Origin of the sequence: Streptomyces sp., assembly GCF_031178505.1 — a bacterium.
Taxonomy (GTDB): Bacteria; Actinomycetota; Actinomycetes; order Streptomycetales; family Streptomycetaceae; genus Streptomyces; species Streptomyces gulbargensis.
Genome location: NZ_JAPSIW010000020.1, coordinates 1 through 25625, shown reverse-complemented (window position 1 = coordinate 25625; position 25625 = coordinate 1). Strand labels below are relative to the sequence as shown.

Below are 25625 nucleotides of genomic sequence, written 5' to 3'. Positions count from 1 at the left end.
CCCCGCCCGCCCCGCCGCCCCCCCCCCCCCCCCCCCCGCCCCCCCCCCCCCCCCCCCCCCCCCCTCCCCCCCCCCCCCCCCCCCCCCCCCCCCCCCCCCCCGCGGGGGGGGGGCCCCCCCCCCCCCCCCCGCCCCCGCGGGGGGGGGGGGGCCCGGGGGGAGGGGGTCTGAGCTGCGAATCAGCTTGACTCAGACCCTTAAAACTTGAGAGTATTGTCTACGTCGGAAGGGGGCGGGAATCCCCTCCCGGCACCGGGCCCCGGGCCCACACCGAACCACCTCAACGCGAAGGAACAGCCACGATGACCAGCACTCCGCGACTTGACAGCCTCGCGGCTGGCGGGACCAACGGCGTCTACGACGGCATCCGCCTCGCCGACGGCCACATGCTCACCCTCGTGATCCACCCCGGCGCCGACCGGGCGGAGAGCGTCTTCCTGTACCCGGGCCTGACCGTTCCCGACACCGAGGCGTGGGAGAACGAGGACTGGTTGGAGGACTGGCTGACCGGCGGCTCGGGCGAAACGGCCTACAGGGACGTGCCGGCCGAGGCCGTGCGCGAGCTGATCGTGGCGCACGGCGGCGAGCACGAGAACCAGGAGCCCCCGCAGGACGACGCCGAGAAGACCGACGAGGCCGAGACGGCGGAGGCCACCGCGACCCGCGCCCTGGCCGAGTGGGGCATCACCGCACACCGCGACGATGACGCCGGGAACACGTGGCTGGTCGTCGGGTACGACCAGACCCGCCAGGGCTTCCCGCGCATGCTCGCCGAGCCCTACGCCGTGATCTACCTCTACACCGGCCCCGACGGCGAGGAGATCACCGTCGACCGGGCGCCCGCGACCGGCTACGACTGGCACGTCCTGGCGGGCGACGGCACCGGCGCCGAGCGCACGCTGCTGGAGCGCCCGGCCGATCAGCTCGCCGCGTGCGTCGAGGCCATCGCCGACTGGATCACCACGCCGCAGGCCTCGCCCGACCCGCTGACCCAGCTCGCCGAGCTGCACGGGACGTTCGAGCTGGGCTACAGCGCCGACGACGTCCGGTCGGTCTTCGGGCGCATCACGGAGGAGGGCGGCCCCTACCTGGTCTGCGTGTGGGAGTACGCGGACGAGTACGGGTTCGGCGGCAACTCCGAGTTCTACGCCGAGGGCGAGGACGGCACCCTCTTCGAGGTGCAGCCCGACGTCCACCGGTGGCTCAGCGGGCAGCAGGAGACGCCCGGCCCGCTGGACACCTGGGCGTGCGCGCCCGTCACCGAGCCGACCGACTTCCCGGTCAGCGACGACTTCCACAACTACGCCCGGACCGACCGCACCGGCGACTGACCGGCGCGGCCGGCGGGGGAGCGGGGCGGGAATCCCGCTCCCCCGCCGGGGCCCGGCACGACCACACCGAACACCTCAACCCGAAGGAACTTCCCACCGTGATCACTGCCAGCGAACGCGCCAACGCCATGGCGCTCCAGGTCTTCATCGCCGCCCACCTCCACAACGGTCGCGTCGTCACTCACGACCTGGTGGACGCCGTCATGAGCCGCGACGCCGGTACGGAGCAGGGACAGGCCAACAAGGAGCAGGTACGCCGCATCATCCGCAAGCGCGCCGAGCTGGAGCGCGTACGGGTCATCTTCACCGAGGACGAGCGGTACTGGGCCATCCGCGAACAGCTCCACCACATGAGCGCCGACGAGGTTCACGCGCTGCGCGACGAGATCACCGAGGGCGGCGACCGCGACCCCCGCGGCTGGGACAAGGCCCTGACGAACGCCATCTCCGTCCGCCTGTCCAACCGGCCCATCCCCGCCCGCCTGTACGGCTGCAAGCCCGTCTCCGTCCGTCTGTGGCGCGAGCCGCGCCCCGAGTCGGCCCCCGCCGTCCCCGCGGCCGCCGACGACCGCAAGCATGTCCGCATTGTCAACGGCGGCGCCCCCCAGGTCATCCCGACCCGTGACGCCCTGGACGAGATGAACCACGCGATGATGGGCGGCGCGCGCCACGTCCGCGAGATGTCGCACGCCCGTTCCTGGGCCCGCATCGTCTACAAGGACCGTGAGCGCGGCACCGTGGAGCTGCGCCCCGCCACCCCCGAAGACCTCGCCCCGGTGGCCGGCCGCGACGCCGCGCCCCTCTTCACCGCCCTGGCCGCGCACGAGGCGTGCGGGTTCGGCCGGACCCCTCGCGACCTCGCCGACCTCGCCGGGCACCTGCTTGTTCTCGGCAAGGTCACGCCCGCCGAGCACCGCCCGGCCGTCGACGAGGCACACGCCGCCGTGGAAGGCGCGTGGGAGGCCCTTCGCACCGCCCACAGCCTCACCGCCCGCAACGCCGCCCGCGACCGAGGACGCGCCTCCGTCGAGCAGGCCCGCGCGGCGATCCTGGCCGTCGCCCCGCACGCCCACCGGATGCACGGCACGGACATGCCCGCCACCGCCGAGGACATCCGCGCCGCCGTCCTGGCCTACAACGCCGCCGAGGGCACCCCGGAGGAGCTGTCCGCCGCAGCGACCGGCACGCCCGTCATCCGCGTGCACTGCCGTAGCGACTCCGGCACCGGATGGACCGCCACCGCGGTCATCACCGCCGGTATGGAGTCGTCCGTGGGCCACGTCCCCGCCCACCCGCCGATCGTCGTGGAGTTCCGCAAGCGCGACGGCCGCCTGGACGCCGCCGAGAACGCCCGGCGCATCCTCGGCCCCCGCTTCAACGTCGCCGTCCCCGTCGACTTCATCCTCGACCGCCGCCCCTGACCGGCCCGGCGCCGCCCGCACCGGTGGGCGGCGCCGCCGTCCCGGACCGAGTGACCGGGGCTAGTCCGGCGGGGGAGCGGGGCGGGAATCCCGCTCCCCCGCCGGGGGCCCGGCTCGAACCGACCACACCGAACACCTCAACCAGGAGATGACCGTGCCGAAGACGCCCTTCACCCCGCCGTGCGCCGCCGCGTGCGCCTCTGCCCAGATGGAACTGTTCGCCGCGTCGGCCGCCGAGCCGGCCGCGCCCGCGGAGTCCGTCGAGTTCGACTTCGACGCCCACGACGTTGTGGTCGTCGGCGACAGTGGCGGCAAGGACAGCGGGGTCACGGTGCACGAGGTCTGCACCCGCGCCGACAAGGCGGGCCAGCTCCACAAGGTCCGCATCCTGCACTGCGACCTCGGCACCACCGAGCGCGGCCACCTGGTCGAGTGGCCCGGTGCGCTTGAAGTCGCCCGCGCGCACGCCAAGCAGTACGGCGTCCCCTTCGCCGTGCGCCGCAGCAAGCTGTGGGGCTCGCTGTGGCAGCGGATTCGCTCCCACGGCAACTGGCCGGGCCACTTCGCGCGCTACTGCACGAGCGACACCAAGACCGCGGTCGGCCGCGACTACGTGGACGAGGTTGGCGCCGAGCTGCGGCTCGGGCGTCCGGTCCGTGCCGGGTACGCGATGGGCATGCGCGCCGAGGAGTCCCGGGCCCGCGCCAAGAAGCCGGTGCTGGAGCGGAACCGCATGTCCGGCAAGGGCACGCTGCGCGTCGTGACGACGTGGCTCCCGGTCCACCAGCTCAGCACCGAACAGGTCTGGCAGGTCCACCGGGAGAACGGCATCGAGCACCACGAGGCCTACGACCAGGGCATGCGGCGGCTGAGCTGCCGGGCCTGCCCGCTCGCGCACACCGACGACCTCGTGCGCAGTGCGCAGCTCAACCCCGAGCTGTTCGAGGAGTACGCCGAAGCCGAGGCGGAGATGGGCCACCAGTTCAAGAAGTCGATCAGCCTGCGCGAGATCATCGAGCGCGCCCGGAGCTGACGGTCGCGGCCGGCGGGGGAGCGGGGCGGGAATCCCGCTCCCCCGCCGGGGCCGAGCACCACACCGAACCCCTCAACTCTCGAAGGACCGCAGCATGGACCACGTCATCCGTCGCCCGCAGCGCACGCTCACGCCCGAGGAGCACGAGACCGTACGGGGCACCGCCCTCTTGAACCTCCAGGGCGGTTTGATCATGGGCATCATCGACCCGGTGCCCAACCCCTCGCCGATGAGCGAGGACGAGGGCGCGTGGGTCCGCGAGCAGGTGTGGCCCGAGTTCATGACGGAGATCGACCGCAAATACCCGTTCGGCTTCTGGCGCTGGTCGACGTGCGAGCGCGGCACCTGCTGGAACTGCCTGGCGAAGCGCTGCGACCTGTGCGTCCACCGCCAGGAGGGCGGCCCTCACGTGGACGACAACACCGACTGGGTGCACGACACCCGCGGGCGGGGCGTCGCCAAGGTCATCCTGCGGCCCGACGACGCGCCGTGCGTGTGGTGGTGCCGGTGCCCGTGTGTCAAGGACGGCCCGGCCCCCGACGGACCCGCACGGCGCCGGCGGCGGGCGAAGCAGTCGGCCGCGTCGAACCCCGAGCCGGAACCTGCGCAGGCGGACAGCGCCGCGCGGACGGACCGAAGTGCCGTCCCGCGCCAGGGCCGCCGTGCCCCCGAGCCCGCGGACGAGGCGCAGTACACCCTGTTCTGACGGCAGCCGGGGCCACCCGGAGCCGGACGTCGAGCGGCCCGGCGGGGCGCAAAAGCGTGGGAATCCCGCCGGGCCGTGCGGTCCGGCCACCGAGGGCCCTCAACAGACCCATAACCGAACCAGTCACCATCGTATCCACGACCGAGACCACCAGGAGCACACCCGTGAAGACCGCCGACGACGGCCGCCAGTGGGCGAACCGCGAGGACCTGATCGAGCACAGCGGCTACGGCGGCACCACGCTGAAGAGGTTGTGGCGCGACCGCCGGGCCAACGGCCACCCCGACGCCCGCGAGATCGACGGCGTCATGCACTGGGACCTGGAGGAGTGGGACACGTGGTTCGCCCGGCACCGCGAACGGCCCCGGGACCTGTCCCGCGTTGACCGTAGCGGCGACCCGGACGAGCAGCTCCCGCCGGCGGGGCAGGCCCGCGTGCTCGGCGTCGACCCGGCCCGGATCACCCAGTACACCAAGAACCCGCCGCCGGAGTGGCCCGACCCGGTCCACGTCGAGGAGCTGCGCACCCGCACTCGCGAGTACCGCACCCGGGCCCAGCTCTGGAAGTGGGTCGACAACCCGGTCAGCGGGTTCGGCACCAAGGGCGGGCGCCCCTCCGGCTCCGGCGTCAAGACCGGCGAGGCGGAGGCGGCCGCCCGCGTCCGGCTGGCCGCCGAGGCGCTGGCCGCGATGCCCGGCCGGAAGGCCGGCGAGGTGGCCGCCGCCCTCGCCGAGCGGCACGGAAAGTCCGTCGACACCTGGAAGCGGGTCATCACCCAGGCCCGCAAGCAGGCCCAGCAGTAGGCACCGCGCCCGACACCGGCCCGCGTACCCCGCCGCCCGCGGGGAGCGCGGGCCGTCGCCGCACCTGTCGCCGATCCGCCCGGAGCGCAATCTCACCTCTTAAGAGGTGAGTTCGTGGTGCGGCCGGTCGGCGCGTGCCGGTCCAGACAGCGGGGGCTCCGCCCCCCACACCCCTGGCCCTCCCTCGGAGGGGGTGGGGGGAGCGCGGCGAACTGCCGGCCGGTGGTGGGTGATCGGTGGGTGGGGTCGGGGGGCTCCCTCCCCGGACGGGCCCCCGGAGGGGACCACAGCCCGCGCCGGGCCGCCAGGCCAAGCCGCTACGCGGTCGCCTTCGGCGAGCCTGGCACCCCGACACGGCCCGCGGTCGGCTGCGCCTGCCCGACCGAGGAGGGAGCCCCCCGACCGGCCCGTCGTACGGCGCCGCCGGAGGGGTGGTGAGCGGCCCCGTAAACCTCTTCAAAAAGGCCTCTGACCTGGGGTTTTGTGGGGTGTCGGGGGTTGACTCACCCCTCAAAACTTGAGAGTATTGTCTACGTCGGGAGGGGGCGGGAATCCCCAACCGGCCACCGGGCCCCGGGCCCACACCGAGAAACCTCAACGATCAAGGACGGTCATGGTGAGCACCCCTGTGCGCGACGCCGCCCCCGAACCGGCGCTGGACGAGGACGGCCGCCCGTACGCGAACGGCTTCCGGCCGGCGGTGCTGGAGTGGGACGGCTGGACGTGCGCCGACTGCATCGTCTGCGGCACCGGCACCGAGTGCGCCGACTGCCAGGCCTGCACCGACTTCGCCTTCCCCTACCCGCCGCACTGGGCCCGGCCGTGGGCAGAGGGCGACCCGGAGCGCGGCATCGAGCTGTTCGGCGGCCCGGGCGGCATGTCCGCCGGTCGCAACCTCGTGGACAACGGCGGCGACTGGGTCCTGATCGAGTGGAACCGCGACGCCGCGGCGACCGCCCGGGCCGCCGGTCACTGGGTGGTCGAGGCCGACGTGCGCACGCTCGACCCCCGCCACCCGGCCCTGCGGGGCGTGCGCCGCGTCCACGGCTCCCCGCCGTGCCAGACCCTCTCCGGCGCGGGCAAGCGCGCCGGGTGGAACGCCGACGAGGTCGCCCAGCTCCAGGACGTCATGTGGCAGGCGAGCGAGGCCTTCGGCTTCCTGGAAGTGGATGACCTGTGCAGCCTCTACGGCGGCCCCCACGGCTACTTCGGCGACGTCCTGGACGGCATGGAGGACCACCCCGACGCCGACGGCTGGGGCGAGCTGTGCGGCGGCGGTCACCTGCCCCCCTGCATGAGCCCCGAGGACTTTCGGAAGTGGGCGGCCAGCGTCGTGACCGACGACCGTACGGCGCTCATGGCCGAGATGCTGATCTGGCCGATGTGCCTCGTCCAGATCGGCGCCCCGCTGATCTCCATCACGATGGAGCAGAGCGCCAACCTGCTCAAGCAGTCCCCGGCCCTGGCCGAGGCGATCCAGTCCGAGATCACCTCCGTCGAGGGATTCGGTTGGGCATGGTGCTCGTGGCAGGTCGCCGACGCCGCCGACTTCGGCGCGGCCACCCACCGCGAGCGCGCGTGGATGGTCGCCACCCGCTACGGATGGCCCCGCTACGCCGAGCAGGTGGACGGCGACGAGGCGGCCCGCGCGATGTGGGCGCACGTCCTCAAGCGCACCGGGGCCCTTCCCGACTGGACGCCGGAACTCGACCGCCGGATCGAGCCCTACCAGGGCCGCCCTGCCCTGCCGAAGGTGACCGTCGCGGCTGCCCTCAACCTCCCGGCCGACTGGTGGGCCGACACCCGCGGCAAGCGCGGCATCAACCCGGAGACGGGCAAGCCCAAGGGGGGCGGATCGTTCCCGCTCAACGACGTCGGCCCGTGCGTCACCGCCCCCTGGTACGGCATCAAGTTCCGCCCCGCGCACGTCCCCCAGGGCGAGGGCACCCACACCATCACCCTGCCCGAACTCGGCGTCCTGGTCGGCTTCCGCCGGGACTACCCGTGGACCTACATCCCGCCCCGCAAGAACGCCCGGGGCGTGCGCAACATCGCCCAGATGATCGCCGACCCGGTGAGTCCCTTCATGGGTGCCGCCGTCTCCGCCGCCGTCCAGGGCGAGGACTGGTACGAGCCGACGGCCACCTATCAGGCCACGCTCTACCGGCTGGACGAGCAGGCCGCCGACCCCGACCCGGCGCCACTGCCCGCCCCGCGCACCGAGGAACGGGCGATCGAGCAACTGGAGCTATTCCCCGCAGCCTGACCCACCCTCACGACGAAGCCCCGGCGGGCCACTGGAGACCAGTGGCCCGCCGGGGGCTTGCCGGTCCCCTTCGGGTACTCGACCCGGAGACCGGTGTCCCCGGATGCTCGCGCACCGGTACCGTCCTGAGTGCGACGTCAGAACGGAGTCCATCATGGCGCACGACGCTGAAAATGGCTCGCCCCGAACGTTCGGCCAACGGGTCCGACGCGAACGCGAGCGGAAAGGCCAGACGCGACCGGTGCTCGCCGGTCTGGTCGGCCGCAGCACGGAATGGGTCAAGGCGATCGAGAACGACCGACTCGGCATGCCACGCCTGCCGCTACTCCTGCGCCTCGCGGAGGCGCTCGGCGTGGACGACCTCGCCGCCCTCACCGGCGACGAACGCATTGCGGCCGCCACCTACACCAAGGCCGCCCACCCCGCACTGCTGCGGGTGAAAGAGTCCCTGACGACCTACGACCTGCTCACCCGAGACGAGGAGCCCGCGCCGGCCGCAGCGCTCGCCACCCGGGTGCAGAATGCTTGGCAGGCCTGGCACGGATTCGGCGACCACCGCAGCCGCATCGCCAACGTTCTGCCTGCCCTGCTCGCCGACCTCCAGCACGCGGCCCGCACCCATGAAGGCGCCGACCGGCGCCGGTCCCAGGTACTGCTCGCGCAGGGCTACCACCTCGCCCAGCTCTACCTGAGCTTCCAGCCCGCGCCCGAGCTGGTGATGCTCACCGGCGACCGGTCCATGACCATGGCTCAGGACGCCGACAGCCCGCGCGCCATGGCAGCATCCGCGTGGTACCTCAACCACGTCTTCCGTGACGCCGGAGAACGGCACGAGGCGCGCGTCGACCTGGCCATGAAGTCGATCCGGCTGCTCGACCCGGAACGCGGACCGGAAGACATCGCGCTCGGCGGACTGCTGCACCTGGCCGCCGCCCTGTCGTTCGCCAAGGTCGGCCAGAAGGGCAACGCCGAACGGCACTGGGGCCGCGCCGACGCCGCCGCCAAGCGGCTCGGCGACGGGTACGTGCACCCCTGGCTGATGTTCGGCCGGGGCATGGTCGACGCTTACGCGATCACCATGAACAACGACCTCGTGCGGTCCGGCGCGGCGGTCGACGCGGCCACGCACATCGACCTCGGCTCGATGCAGAGCGCCACCCGCCGCAGCTTCCACATCATCGAGACGGCCCGCGCGTACAGCCTCGCGGGCGAGTCGGTGGCGGTCGTGCACCTGCTGAAGAAGGCCTACGAAGCGAGCCCCGAGACGGCCTGCTTCAACCTGTTCGCACGCGGTACGGCGGCGGAACTGGCGGAGAACGGCAGCGCGATAATCCGGGACGACGCCCGCGGCCTCGCGCGTCAACTCGGCGTGGCCGCCTAGGGGTACAACTTGTACCCCTCCGCAAGGGGGTAGCGACTGTACCTGTCGCTACCCCCTTCGGCTTTTACGGTCGTGTCTCGACCAATCCGCTACCCCCGAGGTCCGGCGATGCCCGACATGACCACACAGCCCCGCACGGCGGGATATCCCGGCTACAGCGAGACGATGACGCGCACCCCCGAGACGGCAGGGAAGGCGCGACGCTTAGCCCGTGTGGCCATGTGCGCCTGGAACATGGGCGAGGCGGGCGAGGGCGCGGCACTGCTGCTGACGGAGCTGTTCGCCAACGCCGTTCGGCACGCTCGTGGCGAGTGTGTCCGCGTCATCATCAACCGCCCCGACGACGACCGGGTCTATGTGGCCGTGGTCGACCGGGAGCCCCGGCGCCTGCCGGAGTTGCGCGAGGTCGGACCGGACGACATCGACGGCCGCGGGCTCGCCCTGGTCGAGGAGATGGCGGATCGCTGGGGCTACGACCTGATGGGCAGCGGACGGCGTCCGTGGGGCAAGCGCGTCTGGGCAGAGATGAAGGTGACCCGATGACCGAGACCGAGCCCTTGCCGTCGGTCGGCGACGAGGTGCTGGAGGGCAAGACCCGGGCCGTCGTGACCGACATCCGAGGCGGAGTCATCTGGCTCCGACCGGCACACGGTGGCGGCGGGACGGAGTGGCCGGCGGAGGACCCGCGCAGGCTCACCGTGCGCCGGACCCGCGCCGAGATGATCGAGGCGGGCGACCTGTGAGCACCCGCCGAACCAGCGGGCCGTAGCCCGCACCCCGAACCCCGCTGCCTGCGCCACCCCCGTCGCGGGCGGCGGCTGGAGACGGTGCCCCGGATACCCCCTCGTGAGGGTTCCGGGGCACCGTTGCGTGTTCCAGAATTCTGGATCGCTCCGCCCTCCCGGCGGCACCCGCGAGACGACCTGATCCGCCCGCCGGACCCTGGGGCGCCGACCCTTCTCCTCCCTCCCCGTCAAGGCCCTTCCGTAGGCCGGGGGACGGAGTGTCAAGGTGGAGCGCCCGCACCGCAGGCGCGTCGGGAGGAACGAGCGACGCGGCGAGGAGCGGACGTACGACCTTGATACGGAGGAGTCCGGCCGGACACTGGAGAGGCCGGGGAGGGATGCGTGCACAACGCGAAGGGCCCCGCACAGCGGGGCCCTTCTTTCTGTGTTCGTGGTGGTCAGCCGGAGACGCTTCCGGCGGACGCCGGGGCGGCCTCCCTGGCGCCTTCCTGCCCGGGGATCGCGCCCGCCGGCGAAGGCGCCGACGAGGCCGATGCGGAGGTCTCCGGCGTCGCCTTCTTCGCCGACCGCCGACCACGCGGGCGCCCCTTCGGACGCTTCGCCGGTTCCTCGGCGCCGATCGCTTTCAGTTCCTCCGCCGTCCAGCCCGCCGCTTCTGCTGCGACGAAGGCCTCAGCGTACGGCGCGTCCAATTCCGCCAACTGGCGCTGAAGTTCCTCGCGCTTTCCCAGGATCTCCGCCAGCGGCTCGAAGGCCTTCTCGCGGGCCGCCTGCGCTTCCCTCATCTTCTGCATGAAGTCGTGTGCACTCGCCATGCCGTGATCGTACTGGTACCGCCCGCACGGCGGCCGCGGGGGCGGGCCCATCACCGCAGGCCGCGGGGGTTTTTGACGGGTGGCCATGTGCACCGTGTGCGCTTCCGGATGGCATCAGCCACCGGAAGCGAGTTAGTGCAAAGTGGGCCCACTTTGCATGATCCCCGGCTTTCGGCCCACTACTGTGGGTGGCCGGTGATCTTTGGTCCGAGCACGGACCGGGGGTGGAAAGGGGGCGCTGTGGCAGAGCCAGCAGCGGACGGCCAGCGTCGAACCTCCGCGCGTTACCGCGAGCGCGATGCCGACGGCCCGCGCGACAAGAACAAGCGTCTCAAGGTCTCCTACAGCGAAGCCGAGCTGACGATCGTCCGCGAGGCCGCGGCCCGCGCCAACCAGGCCGTCGCCGCATGGGTCGGCGACACCGCCCTGAAGGTGGCTAAGGAGAAGGTCGTGCCCGTCTCGGTTGACGCCCGCGACCTCATCGCCGAACTCATCCAGGCCCGCAATCAGGCCTCGCGTATCGGCAACAACGTCAACCAGATCGCGAAGGCCTTGAACGCCGACGGCAGCGTGAGTGGTGCTCAGGTCGCGGCCACCATGGACGCGATCGTCAAGGCGATCCAACGCATGGACGAGGCGACCCGCCAGGTGATGCGCGAGCGGCGGCCGCGCGCATGATGCCGAAGAAGGCCCGGGACGGCACCGACACCAAGGGGTTGCTGGACTACCTGTACGGCCCGGGCAAGCGCGACGAGCACACCAACCCGCACATGGTCGCCTCCTGGGACGACCCCTTTGTCGAGGACCCGGCGCGCTCGCCGCACATGACGATCTCGGACCTGGCGCTCATCCTGGACGCCCCGGTGCACGCCCTGCTCGGCAAGCGACCGGCCAAGCACGTGTACCACGTCGCGGTGCGCAACGCGCCCGAGGACCGGCTCCTGGCGGACGAGGAATGGGCGCGGGTTGCCCGCGAGATGATGCACGCCTCCGGCATCGCCCCGCATGGTGACGACCAGGCCTGTCGATGGGTCGCGATCCGGCACGCGGACGACCACATTCACATCGTCGCGACGAAGGCCCGGCAGGACGGACGGCAGCCGAGGCTGCGGCAGGACATCCCGAAGATGCACGCGGCCGCGAGGGAGTTCGAGGTCGAGTTCGGGTTGCGTCGGCTGAAGCACGGCGACAAGACCGCGCGGAAGTGGCCGAAGACGGGAGAGCAGGAAAAGGCGGCCCGGCGCGGACTGTCGGAGCCGGTACGGGAGACGCTCCAGCGGACGATCCGCCAGGCCGCGGCCGCTGCCGCGAACGAGGACGACTTCTTCGCCCGGCTCACCGCAGCCGGGGTCCGGGTGAACAAGCGTGTCGCGCCGGACGGGAACATCACCGGCTACTCCGTCGCCATGCCCGGCGACCGCGACGGCGGGCAACGTGCGGTGTGGTTTCCCGGCGCCCGGCTCGCCTCCGACTTGTCCCTGCCGCGCGTGCGGGAACGCTGGACGACACCGATGTCCGTGCCGACGGTCGCGCCGGCGGAGATGTGGCAGGAGGCGGAGCGGCGCGTGCGCGCGGCCGCCGACCAGCTCGGCGCGGACGGGCTGCACCAGGGGGCCGGAGACGTCGCCGCGCTCGGCGACCTCATCGTCATCGCCGCGGTTATCTCGCCGCGCATGGTGCGCGACCGGTTGAAGGACGCGGCGTACGAGTTCGAGCGCGCCTCGCGCGTGCCAGGCGACCGTGCGCTGGAGGGTCAGGCGCGCACCCTGTATCGGGAGTCGACGCAGTTGTTGTCCCAGTCGGTGGCGGCCGCCGGACGCAGTGACACGGTCGCCGCGCTCGGCTTCCTGCTCGCCCTGGTGACTGCGATCGAGGCCTCCCGTCGGTGGCACGAGGCGCAGGAACACCGGGCCCAGGCGCAGGCCTCCGCGCGGGCCGGTCGACTGCTGCGCGAGGCGGTCGAGGTGACCGCCGGCGCGAGCGCGGCACGTGAGTTCCGGCCGCGTCCGAAGCGCACGACAACCCGGCCGCCGGGAGCCCGCCGGGCACCGGCAGTCTCGGGCGAGAGGCCGATGGCGGGCGTGCTCCAGGAGGCGGTTCCCGAGCACGCGCGTGCGGTGCTCGCGGACCCGGCGTGGCCCGCGCTGCGGACTCGGCTGGCAGCGGTCGAGAAGGCCGGGGACGATCCGGCCGAGGTCCTCGCCGCGGTCGCCGCCCGGCGGGAATTGGGATCTGCGGACTCAGTCGCTGAAGTGCTTACATGGCGGCTGGACGGGTGGAGTCGTCAGCGCGGTGCGACGGCGGCAGCCACCGGCAAGAGCCCGTCGCCGACGTCCACGGGCGGCACCGGCCGCACCAGTGGGCCGCGCAAGACGGGGGCGCTCGGACCGACACCTCGGCCGCCGAGTGACGAGCAGCGCAAGGGCCCGCGACGGGCCCGGTAGCGAGGGGAGCGAACATGGCGATGCCAACGCCGGAGGAGCGGGCCGGAGAAGCCTACGCGGAGGCCGCCGCCGAGGCAGTGCAGACCGCAGTGATGGCGTACCGTCTGGTCAAGGCCATCATGGACGCCGTGCGCCGTCAGCAGCAGAAGAGGGCCGGGAAGGAGGACGAACTCCAGGACGCCGAGAAGGCGGCGGCGGAGGCCTCGGAGGAGGTCAAGAAGTTCCTCCCTGACGACATCTCCGCGGCGTTGCTGGAGGGCGCGGACTGGCCTCAGCTCGCCCAGCAGCTCATGGCGCTGAAGCGGGCGGGGGTGGACCTGGAGACGATGCTGCCGCGCGTCGCTGAGATCACCGTGATGGTGCGGGACCAGGTCGCGGCAAACGCCGAGCGGGTGGCGCGCGAGGGTACCGAGGAGTGGGCGAAGGCGCTGCGCGAGACACTGCCGGCGGGACCGGTGCGCGAGGCGATCTTGTCGTCCCCAGCATGGCCGGAGATGGCCAAGACGATGGCGACGCTGAACGAGCGCGGAGTCGACGTGCGTGCGATCCTCGCGTCTGCGCATGAGGAGGGCGTCGGCGTCGACCAGGCGGTCGCCAAGGTGCTCTCGGCGGCGGAGGTGCCGACCACGAGCCGGGACGCGACGTTGTCGTACGGGCCGCTGACGACCGGGCTGGACATCCCAAAGGATCTCGACCTGGGGGACCGGGAGCGGGCCCTTCGGCAACTGTCCATCGCGCCGACGGAGAACCAGCGGTTCGCGCGTATGGTGCGCGAGGCGATGCCCGGCGCGGAGCGGGAAGCGGATCTCCTCGTCTCGGCGCGTCAGTGGCCTCTGGTCGCCGCGCGGATGGCGGACATGGAGAGCAAGGGCCAGTCGGTCGCGGAGCACCTTGCCCGGCTGTCGAAGGACACCGCGTGGCAGGAGGGTCCGCAGTCGCAGGTGGGGCGGCGCCTGGTGCAGGCTGTCAACGATGCACTGCGCAAGCCGTCGACGGGGTCGGGGCCGAAGGTGAACACTGCGGCTGCGCGCTCGACGTCGCCGAGCGTGGGCCCTACTAAGGCCGCGAAGGGGGCGGCACCGACCACACCCGGAGTGGCCGCGCACCGCGAGGCCGGGCCCGCGCCGAAGAGTGGCAAGATTCGGTAGAGCACCGGGCGGGCACCGTGTGCCGCAGACCGCTTCTCGGTCTGCGGCAGACGTCGTTTCGGGTCAGGGCCGTGTGGCGCCGTAGTAGTCGGCGTCGGGCATGGCGGTGGCCAGGGCGACGAGTTCGACGGTCTTGCCGGTGCGGGGGGCGTGGAGGACGTTGCCTTCTCCGGCGTACAGGGCGACGTGGTAGATCGCGCCGGAGCCCCCGTGACTCCAGAAAAGCAGGTCGCCCGGCTTGAGATCCTGGCGGGATACGGCGCGGTCGGAGGTGGCTCCGTACTGTGCGGCCGCGGTCCGGGGGAGCTTCAGGTCGGGCCAGTAGGCGTACTGGACGAGCGAGGAGCAGTCGAAGCCGACGGTGTCGTCGGCGACGCAGGTGCCGTTCCGGTATCCGCCGCCTCCGCTGCAAAAGCCCAGGGAAGGGCCCTGGGGTCCGCCGCCTCCGTAGGCGTAGGGGGTGCCGAGCCGTCCGGCGGCCTTGCGCAGGGCGTCGGCGCCGGATCCGGAGCCTTCGATCTGGAGTCGGCTGGGGCCCTCGAACTGCTTCATCGTGGCGAGGATGATGCGGACGTAGTTCTGGGTCTCGGCGTAGGGCGGGATGCCCCGGTACTTCTCGACCGCGCCCCATCCGGCGTTGTAGCCGGCCAGAGCGAGGGAGCGGGCGTCGCCGCCGTATCCGGAGCTTTTCGCCTGCTTGATCAGCGAGCACATCATGCGGCCCTGGGCCATGACGGCGTCGCCGATGTCCCACGGGCTGGCCTCGCCGTTCTTGTCGGAGTCCCTGCCCCACGTTGCCCAGGTGCCGGGCATGAACTGGGCTGGTCCCTGCGCGCCGACGTGGGAGCGGGCTCGGGTCTCGAACCGGCTCTCTTGGTACAGCTGGGCGGCGAGCAGGGCCGGGGTCAGTTCGGGCTGCTTGCATTCCTCGGCGGCCTTGAGGATCCAGGTGTGGAACTCTTCGGGGACGCCTTTGAGGCCACCGGCGCCGCCCCCGCCGGTGACTTCGGTTGCTTCGGCGTCGCCGTCGACGAGCACCATGGCCATCAGGCCGGTGACGGCCAGCACGAGCAGTGCGACCACGGCGGCGGCAGCTCGGATGAGCAGCTTCACGCGTCAGATCCCCCCGTTAACCGCTTGCCGCGCCGGTGTGTCTGCGCGGCAACTTTGCGTCGTACTAGATCACGAGCCGTCTGATGGGCGCCCGTCCATTGCGCGAGCGTCAGTCCGTACGCGGCGGCCCAGGCGGCTGCGGATCGTACGCCGGCGACGCCGCGTTCCACCTGGGAGACCTGCTGGCGGACGACGCCGATGCGCGCTCCCATTTGGGCCTGGGTGAGTCCGAGCCGCCAACGTGTGTCACGTAAGGTCAGAGTCCGCTCACGGTGCAGGAGTTCACTGACCGGAACTCCCAGCGCCCGGGCGATGGCGTTGGCGACTCGGGGGCGTGGCTGGTGGGTGCCTTTTTCAGCGGAGCGCACGGTGTTCGGGCTGACTCCTGCGGCGGTGGCCAGTTCTTCGGTGGAAATCCTGGCCTGGAGCCGCAGAGCGCGAGCCCGGGCACCGTCGTACAACGCCACTGCGCATCTGACCTTTCACCGACGCAAAAATTGCTACTCACTGTTGTCAGCGGATCACGCTAGCCTCAGTAGTCCCACAGCCCAAGATCGCGGCTGGCCAAACACACTCAGACAGGGGGGAGTTGCGACGTGATGACCCAAACCGGGGTGGCAACCCCGCAGGTCAGTGCACCGGTTGGACTCCGGTACGCGCTGATCCCGGTGCACGGGTACGGCATTGCCGGGGCGGTGGTCTCCCGGATGATCGACCCCCGGGGCGAGGGTACGGCCAGGCTGCTGCACCCCAACGAGTCCATTCCGTACGGGGCACTGCCGGTGTTGCTGGCCGAGACGACCGTGTACGGGGCGAGCTGTGTGGAGCACATGCTGCGCAACTGGACAAACGGTCTGCCGCGTCCGTGGCTGGTGCTGGTCTCCGACGCACCGGCGAAGCCCGTCCCGGCTGCGCGCTACCGCATCCGGGCTCTGGAGAGCCGTCTGGCGGGGGTGGCGCGGGTGCCGTACCTGCCGGTGCTGCGGACGGTCGAGGGCGCCGACGAGGCCCTGGAGCACAAAGACGTGAGGGCCGCGGCGGAGAAGCTGCGGCGCCAGATGGAAGGGAACTGAACGATGAACCTGGCCATGGCCCACGAGGCGGTCACGTTCGCAGCCGCCGTCATCCCCGGCGCCGAGCCCACCGAGATCCCCGGACTCAGTGACCCCGTGTCCAAGCTGTTCGGTTACGGCTTGTGGCTTTTGATCTTGGCGGGTGCAGGGGGCGCGGGCTTCGGTGTCTACAAGCTGGCGGTCGCGGACAAGTCCCGCAACGGCGGCGGTTCCGAGCCGTTCAAGTGGATGGGCGGCGGTGTGGCCACGATTCTGCTGGCCGGAAGCCTGATCACCATCCTCAACGGCATCGCGGGTTAGGCGGCGCGCTGTGTCACGTACGAGGGGAACCTGGAACACCCGCGGCACATGGCTGGCCGGAGCCGCTCTCGCGGCGGTGCTGGCCCTGACCGGGTATGCCGTGCTCGCTGGGGGCGATGACGAGGAGCCCACGGGCAAGGGCGGATCATCGCCGAGCACGTCCAGCTCGGTTTCGGCGAGCCCGGCCCCGGGCTACACCGCGCCGGATGACTGGACGGAGCCCGAGCAGTGGGCGGCGCTTCCTCGAGGCAGCCGCACCGACAAGCACGGCAGCGAGGTGGGCTACCCGCACACCACCGAGGGCGCGGTGGCGATGGCGGTGAACGCAACCAACAGCACCATCGAGCCGGGCAAGGACGCGGTCGATGGGCAGATGCGCGTCTACAACTCGTACATCAGCGCCGCCGACCACAGCGAGCAGGCCGCCCAGCAGATCGAGCAGGCCGGGCACGAGACCGACAAGAAGTTCCGCCGGCAGATGGGCGTGCCTGCGGACGGTGACCTGCCGCCCGGCTCGTACGTGCGCACCACCGTGGTCGGCTTCAAGGTGCTCAAGAAGAGCGACGACGAGGTCAGCGTCTGGCTGCTGGGGCGGGTCGCGATGAAGAAGGGCGAGCTGGAGAAGGAGTCCACCTCCTACATCCGGTTGCTGATGGGCACCCGCTGGGAGGACGGAGACTGGAAGCTGTCGGGCCAGGCGAGCGCCGATGCCCAGAAGCAGGCCGGTTCCAGCAAGCCGGGGATGGCTGTCCCGGGCGACGCCCAGTTCAACGAGTTCGGGTGGGTTGCCATCCGTGAGGCTTCGTGAGGCGTCTCGCGGCGGTGCTGCTGGCCCTGGTCGCTGTGCTCGGCGTGGCCGTCGCCGCGCCGCAGCCTGCGGCGGCCGACGGGATCGTCGGTGGTGGCGTGGAACTGGCCTGCGATGGCGCCGCCACCGTGTCTCCGGTCGGGGTCATCACCAACATCGTCACGGGCGGAGGAGCCTACGACCTCTGCGAGAAGATCGGTGACACGGTCAACGACAAGGTCAACGAGGCCTGGAAAGAGGTCTGGGACAGCATCCTCGGCGATGTGATCAACTCGGCCGCTGACGTCACCAAGTGGACCATCAAGAAGGTTCTCACCGTGGCCCTGTTGGGGCCGTCAGTCGACCTCGAAGGCACCGGCCTCTTCGGTAAGGACTCCAAGGTCAGCCTCGCAGGGATGCTTACCTGGCTCGGGCTCGTTATCGCCACAGCCGGAGCCATGTGGCAGATCGGCAAGATGGCGATCACCGGCCAGTCCAAGCACATCGGACGGGCGATGCTCGGCTGGGTGGAGAACATCATCCTCTCCACGGTCGGTGTCGGCTTGATCGCGCTGCTGCTTGTCGCCGGAGACAGGCTGACCACCGGGTTGGTGGATGAGACCTTCAAGGACGACGGCAGGGCCTACGAGACGATCGTCGGCGTGATGGTGCCTGCCGCCGTCAAGAACCCGGTCACCATGCTGTGCGTCGTCACGGTCCTGCTGCTCATCGGCTTCATCCAGCTGGTGATGGTGTTCCTGCGCCAGTCCGCGATCCCGATCCAGTGCCTGCTGCTGCCGGTGGCCGGCGGCGGCCGCGTCGGCGGGGACACCACTCGGCAATGGGCGCCCCGCCTCATTACCTCGATCCTCGTCGTCATCGCCTACAAGCCGATCCTGGCAGTGATCATCTGCGTCGGGTTCAGCGAGTTCGGCAACGCTGGCACCCTGGCCGAGTGGCTGCGAGGCTGCGCCACGTTCCTCTTGGCGATCCTCGCGCCGGGGCCGCTGACCCGTCTGTTCGCCCCGTTCGGCGAGGCAGTCGGTGGCGGCATGGCCTCCGGCGGTTTCACCGGAGCGCTGTCCGCAGCCGGAGGCTACTTCAAGGGCAAGCAGGATGGCGGTGGCAAGGACGACGGAGGCGTCGCTCCCATGACGCCCCTGGAGTACGCCCGCTACGTCGAGCAGTCCATGGGCAGCCAGAACGGCCCCGAGGGCCGGGAGGGTTCGTCCGGCCAGGGCGGCACGGACGGAAGCGATGCCCAGACCCAGGCGGCCCGCAACCAGGCCAGCCGCACGCCCGTCCCGGGGCAGGCGGCCGGGGGCGGGGGCCCGGCAGGTCAGGGCGCCGGTGCGGCCGCAGGCGCCGGAGGCCAGAGCGCCGGTGCGGCAGGAGGCGGAAGCGCTGCGGGTGCCGCGGGCGGGGCAGGCGCCGCCGCCGGCGGGGCCGGAATCGCCATCCAGGTCCTGGACGGCGTGAACAACACCATCCAGGACGCGAGCGGACAGATCGGAAGCGGGGGCAACAACCAGTGAGCACCCAGCACGAGGTGCCCAAGGCCCTCATGGTCGACGGGTTCCGCACCCGCCGGAGCTTCGGCTTCGGCGGGCTCAGCAAGGGCGCCACGATGATCGCGGCCGTGGTCCTGGTGGCTGAGGGCATCATCGGCACCCAGGCACCGGCCTCCCTGCTCGTGACCATCCCGGTCACCCTGGCGATCCTCGCGCTGGCCGCCTCCAGCCGCCACGGCATGCCCGCCCTGTCCTACTACTGGGCCAAGCTGTCGTGGCGGCGGGCCGCCCGCGTGGATGCCACCTCCTACCGGCGGGTGCTGCTCCCGCACCCCTACGCGCTCGACCTGCCGGGCGTGGGCGCCTCCTCCACTCTGATCAAGGCCTACGACCCGACCACCGGCAGGAAGGTCGGCGTCGTCCACGACCGCGCGAGCGGCCGCATGGCCGTCACCACACTCCTCGCTCCCGGTGGCAGCCTGATGGCCCCGACCGGCACCGTGCAGAGCAGCTTGCGCACCTGGTCCTCGGTCCTGGACGCCATGTCCACCGACGAGCAGGTCAAGGGTGCCTCGGTGACCATCCAGATCACCCCGGGCGCCGGTGAAGCCCTGGGAGATGACGTGAAGGCCCGCCAGGACCCGGGCGCCCCGCAGCTCGCGAAACAGATCGTCTCCGAGCTGGTGCGTACGACCCCGCACGCCACCGCCAGCGTGGCCCCGTGGATGACCGTCGTCGTTGACCCCACGGCCGGCGCCAACCCGCCGCAGGAGCTGTCCGACCAGGTTGCCGAGGCGCTGAAGGTCGTGGACTCGCTCGACCTGTCCGGCACCGGAACCGACATCGAGCGCCGCGCGAACGACGTCGACCTGCGACGCCTCGTCAGGAGCGCCTACGACCCGGACGTGTTCCACGCCCGCGACGCCGAGTTCGCCGACCTGTCCTGGTCGGAGTGCGGACCGCAGGCCGCCGACGACGGCTGGGAGGAGTACAGCCACGACGGCGGCGTGTCCGTCTCGTGGGTGCTGCGGGAGATGCCGCGCCGCCCCATCGCCTACAGCGTGCTGCTGCCCCTGCTCGCGCCCGGCCGCTTCCAGCGCCGCATCACCCTCGCCTACCGGGTGCTGGACCCCTACGAGGGCGAGGCGGTGCTGGAACGGGAGATCAGCCACGCCCACCAGCGCGCCCAGGCAACCGCCGAGGTCAAGGGCCGCGCCAAGTGGTCGCAGCGCGCGGACACCCAGCGCGCCGAGCAGGCCGCCGCCCAGATGGCCGGCGGCTCCCAGGTCGTGGACTGGACGCTGATGGTGACCGTCACCGCCCGCCGCACCGCCGACCTGCCCGCCGCCCGCCAGGAACTGGAGCGGGCCGTGAAGGCGACCCGGGGTATCCGCATGCGTCCCGCCTACGGCGCCCAGGCCGCCGTCTTCGCGGCCGGACTGCCGCTGGGCTACAACCCGCTCGTGAAGGACTGACGATGGCGCGTAAGCCCAAACCGCCGACGGTGGCCAGTCCCAAGCGGATTGCCCCCAAGGTCGAGGAGACGCTCACCCGCGAGGAGCGGCGCGCGGAGAAGAAGCTGCGGAGCCGGTTCGCCCCCCGTCTCGGGTGGGGCGGCCGGTTCGGCGGCCGCGCGCCCGTCGAGGACTCCGGCACCGTCTACACCGGCCCCACCACGCAGGCCGGATCCATCTACCCCTTCCTGCTCGGTTCCGGCCTGCCGCCGCGCGGCGTGCCGGTCGGTCGGGACGTCCTGACCGGTGAGTTGGTGGCCATAGACCCCAGCGGCTGGACCGGAAAATTGACCACTAACCCGGGCGTGTGGGTCATGTCCCAGCCCGGTGCGGGCAAGAGCGCGCTGGTCAAACGGATCTGCCTGGTCTACTCGGCGTACGGGCACATGGTGTGCGTACCCGGCGACGTCAAGGGCGAGTACTCCACCCTGATCAGCGAACTCGGCGGGTCTGTGGTGCGCATCGGCGACGGCATCGGCCGCATCAACCCGCTCGACTCCGGCCCGCTCAAGGGCCGGGTACAGTCGCTGCCCGCCGACCGGCGTGAGGCCCTGCTCGACGTCCTCAACGGCCGCCGGCTTGAGACCCTGGTCGCGCTGCTGTCCACCAAGCACGGCCTGGGCCGGGCCCCGGACGAGATCGAGCGCAGCGCGCTCGACACCGCCGTACAGGTGGCCTCCGCCGCCCAGGAGTCCGGCAGCGACCCCGTCGTCAAGGACGTCGTCGACGTCCTGCGCGCCGCCCCGGAGGAACTGCGGGCCAAACTCGCCGCCGACGGCGAGCGCTACCAGGACCTCACCCGGTCCGTCGTCGCCGGGCTCGACAACCTCATCGGCGGGCCTTTGAAGGGCCTGTTCGACGGGCCGACAACCACCCCGCTGGACATCAACGCCCCCGCCGTCTCCGTGGACATCTCCGCCCTGCGGGCCCGCGGCAACGACGTCGTCAGCGCGGGCATGATCGCCACGTGGGCGTACACGTACAGCTCGATCGACTCCGCCCGCAGCATCGGCCTGATGGACCGCAAGCTGGTCCTGCCCATGGACGAAATGTGGCGCGCCCTGCGCTCCGGCCCGGGCCTGGTCGACGCGATGGACGCCATCTCCCGCCTCAACCGCACCACCGACGACGTCACGATCTACGTGACGCACTCCCTGCTCGACGTCGAGGCCCTGCCCACCGAGATGGACCGAGCCAAGGCCCGCGGACTGATGGACCGCTGCGACACGTGGGTGCTCGGCGCCTCCACCACGGAGGAACTGGGCCGCGTCACCGGCAAGCGGATGCTGACCGAGCAGGAAGTGATGATGGTCAGCTCCTGGGCATCGGCCACCTCCACCGGCCTGGACATCGACCCCACCACCTACGACGAGGACGACCAGCGGCCCGTGGAAGAAGAGACCACCCGGCACCCGGGCCGCGGCAAGTACCTGATCAAACTGGGCACGCGGCCCGGCATCGCCGCCGCGCTCGAACTCACCTCCACCGAGCAGCGGCTGTACCGCACGGACACCAACCGGCGCCGGGTGACCACCAGGGAGGCCAGCTCATGATGACCGAGTCCGACCGCGCATGGGCCTTCGGCGGGATCGTGTTCGGCGGAGCCGTCACCCTGTCCGCCGCCAGCTGGGCCGGGGCCGCTGCCGGCGCGGTCCTCACCGGCGACGAAGCGGCCCCGGCCTCCCCGCTGACCGTCTACCGCATGGCCACCGACTGGTCCGGCGTGTGGGCACACTCCCAGACCGCCTCCGCGATCGGCGCCGCACTCGCCGACGTCGCCGTCGTCGGCCTCATCGTGTGGGGCCTGCGCTGGGCCTTCCGCTGGTACCGCAACCCGAGCAGCCTGGCGACGCTGCACCAGGTGCGGGAGCTGACGCCGAAGCACGCGGCCCGTACCGCCACGAGGCTGCGCGCTTCGCTGAAGGAGAGGAAGCCGTCCGACCTTCCGCCCCGTGACCGGGGTGTGCTCCTCGGGGATCACGTGCCGTCCGGCGTCGAGCTGCGCGGCAGCGACGAGGACACCTACGTCGCCATCATGGCGCCCCGCGCGGGCAAGTCGACGTCGCTGGCCATCCCGGTGGCGGAGGAGGCGCCCGGCGCCCTGCTGATGACGTCGAACAAGGCCGACGTGTACGCCGCCACTCTGGCGAGCCGCGCGAAGGTCGGGCGCCCGTGGATTCTCGATACCCAGGGCGTGGCCCAGGCCGAGCGCCAGATGTGGTGGGACATGATCGCCCAGGCGGAGACGCTGGAAGGCGCCGAGCGGCTGGCCAGCCACTTCGTCAACCAGATCACCAGCGAGCAAGCCGACCCCTTCTGGAGCCAAGCCGCCGGCGACCTCCTGGTGGGCCTGTTCCGGGCCGCGTACTGGGAGGGCGGCAGCGTCCGGGACGTCATGAAGTGGTTGAGCGATCCGAAAGAGAAGGCGCCGCTGCGGGTCCTGTACGCCAACGAGCCGGTGCTCGCCGAGCAGGTGGACAGCTCGATCAACATCGCGGAAGAAACGCAGTCCGGGATCTATCAAAATGCCCGAACTGCGGTCAGTGCGCTGCGCGACGAGAGGGTCCTCGCGTGGGTCACCCCGGACAAGCGTCACCCGCGGTTCGACCCCGAACAGTTCGCCCTCAGCAAGGACACCCTCTACCTGCTGTCGAAGAAGGGCGGCCCGGCCTCCGCCGTGGTGGCCGCCCTGGCGGACGCCGTGTTCACCGCCGGCGCCGAGGCGGGCGAACGCCACGGCGGCCGCCTGCCGGAACCCATGCGCGCCGTCCTGGACGAGGCCGCGAACATCTGCAAGATCGCCGACCTGCCCGACCTGTACTCGCACCTCGGGTCCCGGGGGATCACCCCGATGGTGATCCTCCAGTCCTACCGGCAGGGCGTGAAAGCGTGGGGCGAGGTCGGCATGGACTCGATGTGGAGCGCGGCCACGAAAAAGATCATCGGCGTCGGCATGGACGACGCGAAGTTCGCCCAGGACGTGTCCACGCTGACCGGCGCCCACTACGTCGAGCGCGGCTCGTACTCCAAGTCCAAGGACGGCGGCAGCCGCAGCTGGAGCGAGCAGCGCGAGCAGGTCCTCGACCCGGCCGAGATCCGCGCCATGAAGAAGGGCACGGCCCTGCTGCTGGCCACCGGCATGCCGGTCGCCCAGATCAGCCTGCGCCCCTGGTACGCCGAGGAGGCGATGGCGCACATCGGCCCGCAGATGAGGGCCGAGGAGCAGGCCATCACCAAGCGCGCGGTCGCCGCGTACGAAGAGCGGAAGGCGGCGCGCAGTGGCCGATGAACCCGAGGAGACCCCGCAGCTGGATGTGCCGGTCGGCATGTTCGAGGACATCGAAGACCTCAAAGCCCAGGTCGCGAACCTGACTGCCCTGGTCAAGACGCTCACCGGGGGAGAGGGTGACGAGCCGGGCGAGGCCTCCGCCGACCGGGCGGAAGCGGCCGGCGGGGAGGCCGCCGAGAGCGAAGCGAACGAGGAGGAGTGGCAGTACCCGCCGTTCATTCTGCTGCTCGATCCGCCGGAGTACGACGATGAGCTGCGTGCCCTGATCGAGTGGGTCGAGGGGGTGCTGGTCCCCGGATACCTCGCCGAGCCGTCGGCCGATGCCCGCTGGTGCCACCTGTGGTTCGAGCACCCGGTCGCCGTCGCCCGCCTGCACGCATGCTGGCTGGCCTGGCAGGAACTCACCGACCCCGCCACCTGCGGATACACCGGCCCCAGCACCTGGCACCGCGACCACCTGGACCCGTGCGTGCGTGAACTCCGTGCCCCCAACGGACCCTTCACCGCGTGCACCAAGGGAGAGCACCAGGTCGGCCACCGGCTCCCCGGCCGCGTGCCGAGCGCCTGGAACCACGAGAGCACCTGACCCGGGAGGAGCCCCATGCTGCTCTGCGGATACGAAGCCCGCGCCGTCTGGGCCGACCTGCGTCGCCTGCTCCGGCGGCATGCCGCAGGGGACGGAGGAGCCCGTGGATGACCTCGCAGCCGTCCGAGCGCAGGAGTACGCGAAGACCTACAACGAGCTGATCGAGGCGGCTGCCCGCCTCGACATGCTGCGCCGCTTGGAAGGCAACGCCGTCGACGCCCACGCCACCGCCGCCCTGCACGCCGTACGCTTCGCCGCCACGATCCTGTGGCCCGTTGTCCCAGCCGGCACGCCGCCGCCCGGATTCCGGCACGACACGGCATGGCAGGTACAGCTGATCGCCAACTGGCGAGAGGCGGCCCTGGGGATCGGCCGGTTCGAGCCTGAGCGCTCGCACCCTCCCGTCCCTGGCGATACTCAGCCGGAGTAGCGCTGGAAGGCACAGGCCTCGCCGTGCGAAGGTGTTGCCTATCCGCGTTCCAATATGCAGATTGATGGACGCGGGTGCAGGCAGCAGCGGATGCAATCTGGGCATCCGAAGACGGAGAGCCCCTGCCCCCCGCCCGATACGGGGTGCAGGGACTCGACCGCGCCGCCTTGAGGGTCCGCTCCGGCTTAGCTCGGAATAGCCGGAGCGGGCCTCACAGCCGAGTGAAGTTCTCTCGGACCGTTCGGATCCCCCAATACACGGCGGCCGACACGGGCGCCAGCCAGAGACGGATGCGTCGCCGCACGCTCCTCCAGTCGACGCCGTTCGGCCTCGTGCGCTTCTCTCCCATAGCTCTCCCTCAGTGGTGGACCGGGTCGTGTGCCAGACCCGGAGCTCCCAGAGTCCGGTTCATCGACCTGCCCCTGACGTGCCGTGAGGAGAAGCAGGAACCACAGTAGCGGTCCGAATGCGAAGCCGCATTGGGCCTCCATCAGCCGTCTATGGAGGGGGAGTTGGCTGCCATTTCGCAGAGTTACCCGGCCGGGCGGCCGCCCGATATAGCCAACTCATCAACATCGGAGGGACAGTTCCCTATTGAGGGATTCACCCTCGCTTCAGTTGACGAGATCAGTCGCCCGGCCGGGTAGCGCACCGTAAACGGAAGCGTCGATAGCGTGATGGAAGTCACATGGTGAATGTGGCGCACGTGGAGGCCGCCCCGATTCCCGGCGCGGCCTCCAGTGGCACCCGTCCGTGCTACCTGCTGCGGCCCTGACGCTGTTCCGGTCCCTCTGGACCCTGCCCCGGCGCGGACCGGTCCGCGCCGGGTGCTGCTGGTCCGGCAGTCGGGGGCTTCGAGCGGGTGGTGCTGCGCGAGCGCGCGGCCGCCGACGAGGGCCGTACCGGTCCGAGCCGGGCGCCGGCGGCG

24 protein-coding genes are annotated in these 25625 nt (G+C 71.4%); 21 read left to right on the top strand and 3 right to left on the bottom strand.

Going from position 1 to position 25625, the window contains the following annotated elements; genetic code table 11:
• Positions 1-302 precede the first annotated feature (302 nt).
• From RIF68_RS03715 to RIF68_RS03675, 9 genes are all read left to right on the top strand, one after another.
• Positions 303-1331, top strand: a complete 1029-nt coding sequence (locus RIF68_RS03715) for a hypothetical protein (RefSeq protein ID WP_309049653.1) — start codon at positions 303-305, stop codon at positions 1329-1331.
• 98 nt (positions 1332-1429) lie between these two features.
• Complete coding sequence (locus tag RIF68_RS03710) at positions 1430-2752, top strand: hypothetical protein (protein ID WP_309049652.1); 1323 nt, start codon at positions 1430-1432, stop codon at positions 2750-2752.
• A 154-nt stretch (positions 2753-2906) separates the two neighbouring features.
• On the top strand, positions 2907-3785 hold the full coding sequence (locus tag RIF68_RS03705) for a phosphoadenosine phosphosulfate reductase family protein (protein WP_309049651.1): 879 nt from the start codon (positions 2907-2909) through the stop codon (positions 3783-3785).
• Positions 3786-3879: 94 nt separating this feature from the next.
• Complete coding sequence (locus RIF68_RS03700) at positions 3880-4491, top strand: DUF6248 family natural product biosynthesis protein (protein WP_309049650.1); 612 nt, start codon at positions 3880-3882, stop codon at positions 4489-4491.
• A gap of 164 nt (positions 4492-4655) precedes the next feature.
• Positions 4656-5294: a hypothetical protein gene (locus RIF68_RS03695; RefSeq protein WP_309049649.1), complete on the top strand. Its 639-nt coding sequence runs from the start codon at positions 4656-4658 to the stop codon at positions 5292-5294.
• A 613-nt stretch (positions 5295-5907) separates the two neighbouring features.
• Positions 5908-7560 carry a DNA cytosine methyltransferase gene (locus RIF68_RS03690; RefSeq protein WP_309049648.1) on the top strand — a complete coding sequence of 551 codons (1653 nt, stop codon included), beginning with the start codon at positions 5908-5910 and terminating at the stop codon, positions 7558-7560.
• Between the two features lie 154 nt (positions 7561-7714).
• The gene (locus RIF68_RS03685; RefSeq protein WP_375165668.1) at positions 7715-8941 is read left to right on the top strand and encodes a multiprotein-bridging factor 1 family protein; all 1227 of its coding nucleotides are present in this window, start codon (positions 7715-7717) and stop codon (positions 8939-8941) included.
• 117 nt (positions 8942-9058) lie between these two features.
• Positions 9059-9484, top strand: a complete 426-nt coding sequence (locus tag RIF68_RS03680) for an ATP-binding protein (protein ID WP_266478345.1) — start codon at positions 9059-9061, stop codon at positions 9482-9484.
• Positions 9481-9684 carry a hypothetical protein gene (locus RIF68_RS03675; RefSeq protein WP_266478347.1) on the top strand — a complete coding sequence of 68 codons (204 nt, stop codon included), beginning with the start codon at positions 9481-9483 and terminating at the stop codon, positions 9682-9684. Before RIF68_RS03680 ends, RIF68_RS03675 begins: the two co-directional genes overlap by 4 nt.
• 440 nt (positions 9685-10124) lie before the next feature.
• On the opposite strand, the gene RIF68_RS03670 is transcribed toward RIF68_RS03675, so the two are convergent.
• Positions 10125-10502, bottom strand: a complete 378-nt coding sequence (locus RIF68_RS03670) for a hypothetical protein (RefSeq protein WP_309049646.1) — start codon at positions 10500-10502, stop codon at positions 10125-10127.
• A 240-nt stretch (positions 10503-10742) separates the two neighbouring features.
• On the opposite strand from RIF68_RS03670, the gene mobC reads away from it, so the two are divergent.
• The 3 genes from mobC to RIF68_RS03655 are packed head-to-tail and all read left to right on the top strand — an operon-like array spanning position 10743 to position 14094.
• Positions 10743-11180: a plasmid mobilization relaxosome protein MobC gene (gene mobC / locus RIF68_RS03665; protein WP_073732344.1), complete on the top strand. Its 438-nt coding sequence runs from the start codon at positions 10743-10745 to the stop codon at positions 11178-11180.
• A complete protein-coding gene (locus tag RIF68_RS03660; RefSeq protein WP_309049645.1) occupies positions 11177-12946 on the top strand; it encodes a relaxase/mobilization nuclease domain-containing protein in 1770 nt (589 codons plus the stop codon). Before mobC ends, RIF68_RS03660 begins: the two co-directional genes overlap by 4 nt.
• A gap of 14 nt (positions 12947-12960) precedes the next feature.
• Positions 12961-14094 (top strand): hypothetical protein, encoded by a 1134-nt coding sequence (locus RIF68_RS03655; RefSeq protein WP_309049644.1) that lies wholly within the window; start codon positions 12961-12963, stop codon positions 14092-14094.
• Positions 14095-14157: 63 nt separating this feature from the next.
• On the opposite strand, the gene RIF68_RS03650 is transcribed toward RIF68_RS03655, so the two are convergent.
• Both RIF68_RS03650 and RIF68_RS36420 read right to left on the bottom strand, forming a co-directional pair.
• The gene (locus tag RIF68_RS03650) at positions 14158-15207 is read right to left on the bottom strand and encodes an NlpC/P60 family protein (protein ID WP_309049643.1); all 1050 of its coding nucleotides are present in this window, start codon (positions 15205-15207) and stop codon (positions 14158-14160) included.
• Positions 15204-15674: a helix-turn-helix transcriptional regulator gene (locus tag RIF68_RS36420; protein ID WP_375165667.1), complete on the bottom strand. Its 471-nt coding sequence runs from the start codon at positions 15672-15674 to the stop codon at positions 15204-15206. The genes RIF68_RS03650 and RIF68_RS36420 overlap by 4 nt, the downstream gene beginning before the upstream one ends.
• A 129-nt stretch (positions 15675-15803) precedes the next feature.
• Between RIF68_RS36420 and RIF68_RS03645 the strand changes: the two genes are divergently transcribed.
• The 9 genes from RIF68_RS03645 to RIF68_RS03605 all read left to right on the top strand — a co-directional run bounded on the left by RIF68_RS03645 (position 15804) and on the right by RIF68_RS03605 (position 24697).
• Positions 15804-16280, top strand: coding sequence for a hypothetical protein (locus RIF68_RS03645; protein WP_309049642.1), 477 nt, complete (start codon positions 15804-15806; stop codon positions 16278-16280).
• 3 nt (positions 16281-16283) lie between these two features.
• Positions 16284-16580 (top strand): hypothetical protein, encoded by a 297-nt coding sequence (locus RIF68_RS03640; protein ID WP_309049641.1) that lies wholly within the window; start codon positions 16284-16286, stop codon positions 16578-16580.
• A 10-nt stretch (positions 16581-16590) separates the two neighbouring features.
• Entirely contained in the window at positions 16591-17388 is a 798-nt protein-coding gene (locus RIF68_RS03635; protein WP_309049640.1) for a hypothetical protein, read from the top strand.
• A 14-nt stretch (positions 17389-17402) separates the two neighbouring features.
• Positions 17403-18902 (top strand): hypothetical protein, encoded by a 1500-nt coding sequence (locus tag RIF68_RS03630; protein WP_309049639.1) that lies wholly within the window; start codon positions 17403-17405, stop codon positions 18900-18902.
• On the top strand, positions 18899-20353 hold the full coding sequence (locus RIF68_RS03625; protein ID WP_309049638.1) for an SCO6880 family protein: 1455 nt from the start codon (positions 18899-18901) through the stop codon (positions 20351-20353). The genes RIF68_RS03630 and RIF68_RS03625 overlap by 4 nt, the downstream gene beginning before the upstream one ends.
• Before the next feature lie 29 nt (positions 20354-20382).
• Positions 20383-21945: an ATP-binding protein gene (locus tag RIF68_RS03620; protein ID WP_309049637.1), complete on the top strand. Its 1563-nt coding sequence runs from the start codon at positions 20383-20385 to the stop codon at positions 21943-21945.
• A complete protein-coding gene (locus RIF68_RS03615; RefSeq protein ID WP_309049636.1) occupies positions 21942-23681 on the top strand; it encodes a TraM recognition domain-containing protein in 1740 nt (579 codons plus the stop codon). Before RIF68_RS03620 ends, RIF68_RS03615 begins: the two co-directional genes overlap by 4 nt.
• Entirely contained in the window at positions 23671-24267 is a 597-nt protein-coding gene (locus RIF68_RS03610) for a DUF4913 domain-containing protein (RefSeq protein ID WP_309049635.1), read from the top strand. The genes RIF68_RS03615 and RIF68_RS03610 overlap by 11 nt, the downstream gene beginning before the upstream one ends.
• Before the next feature lie 103 nt (positions 24268-24370).
• Positions 24371-24697, top strand: coding sequence for a hypothetical protein (locus tag RIF68_RS03605; RefSeq protein WP_309049634.1), 327 nt, complete (start codon positions 24371-24373; stop codon positions 24695-24697).
• Positions 24698-25625: the final 928 nt, after the last annotated feature.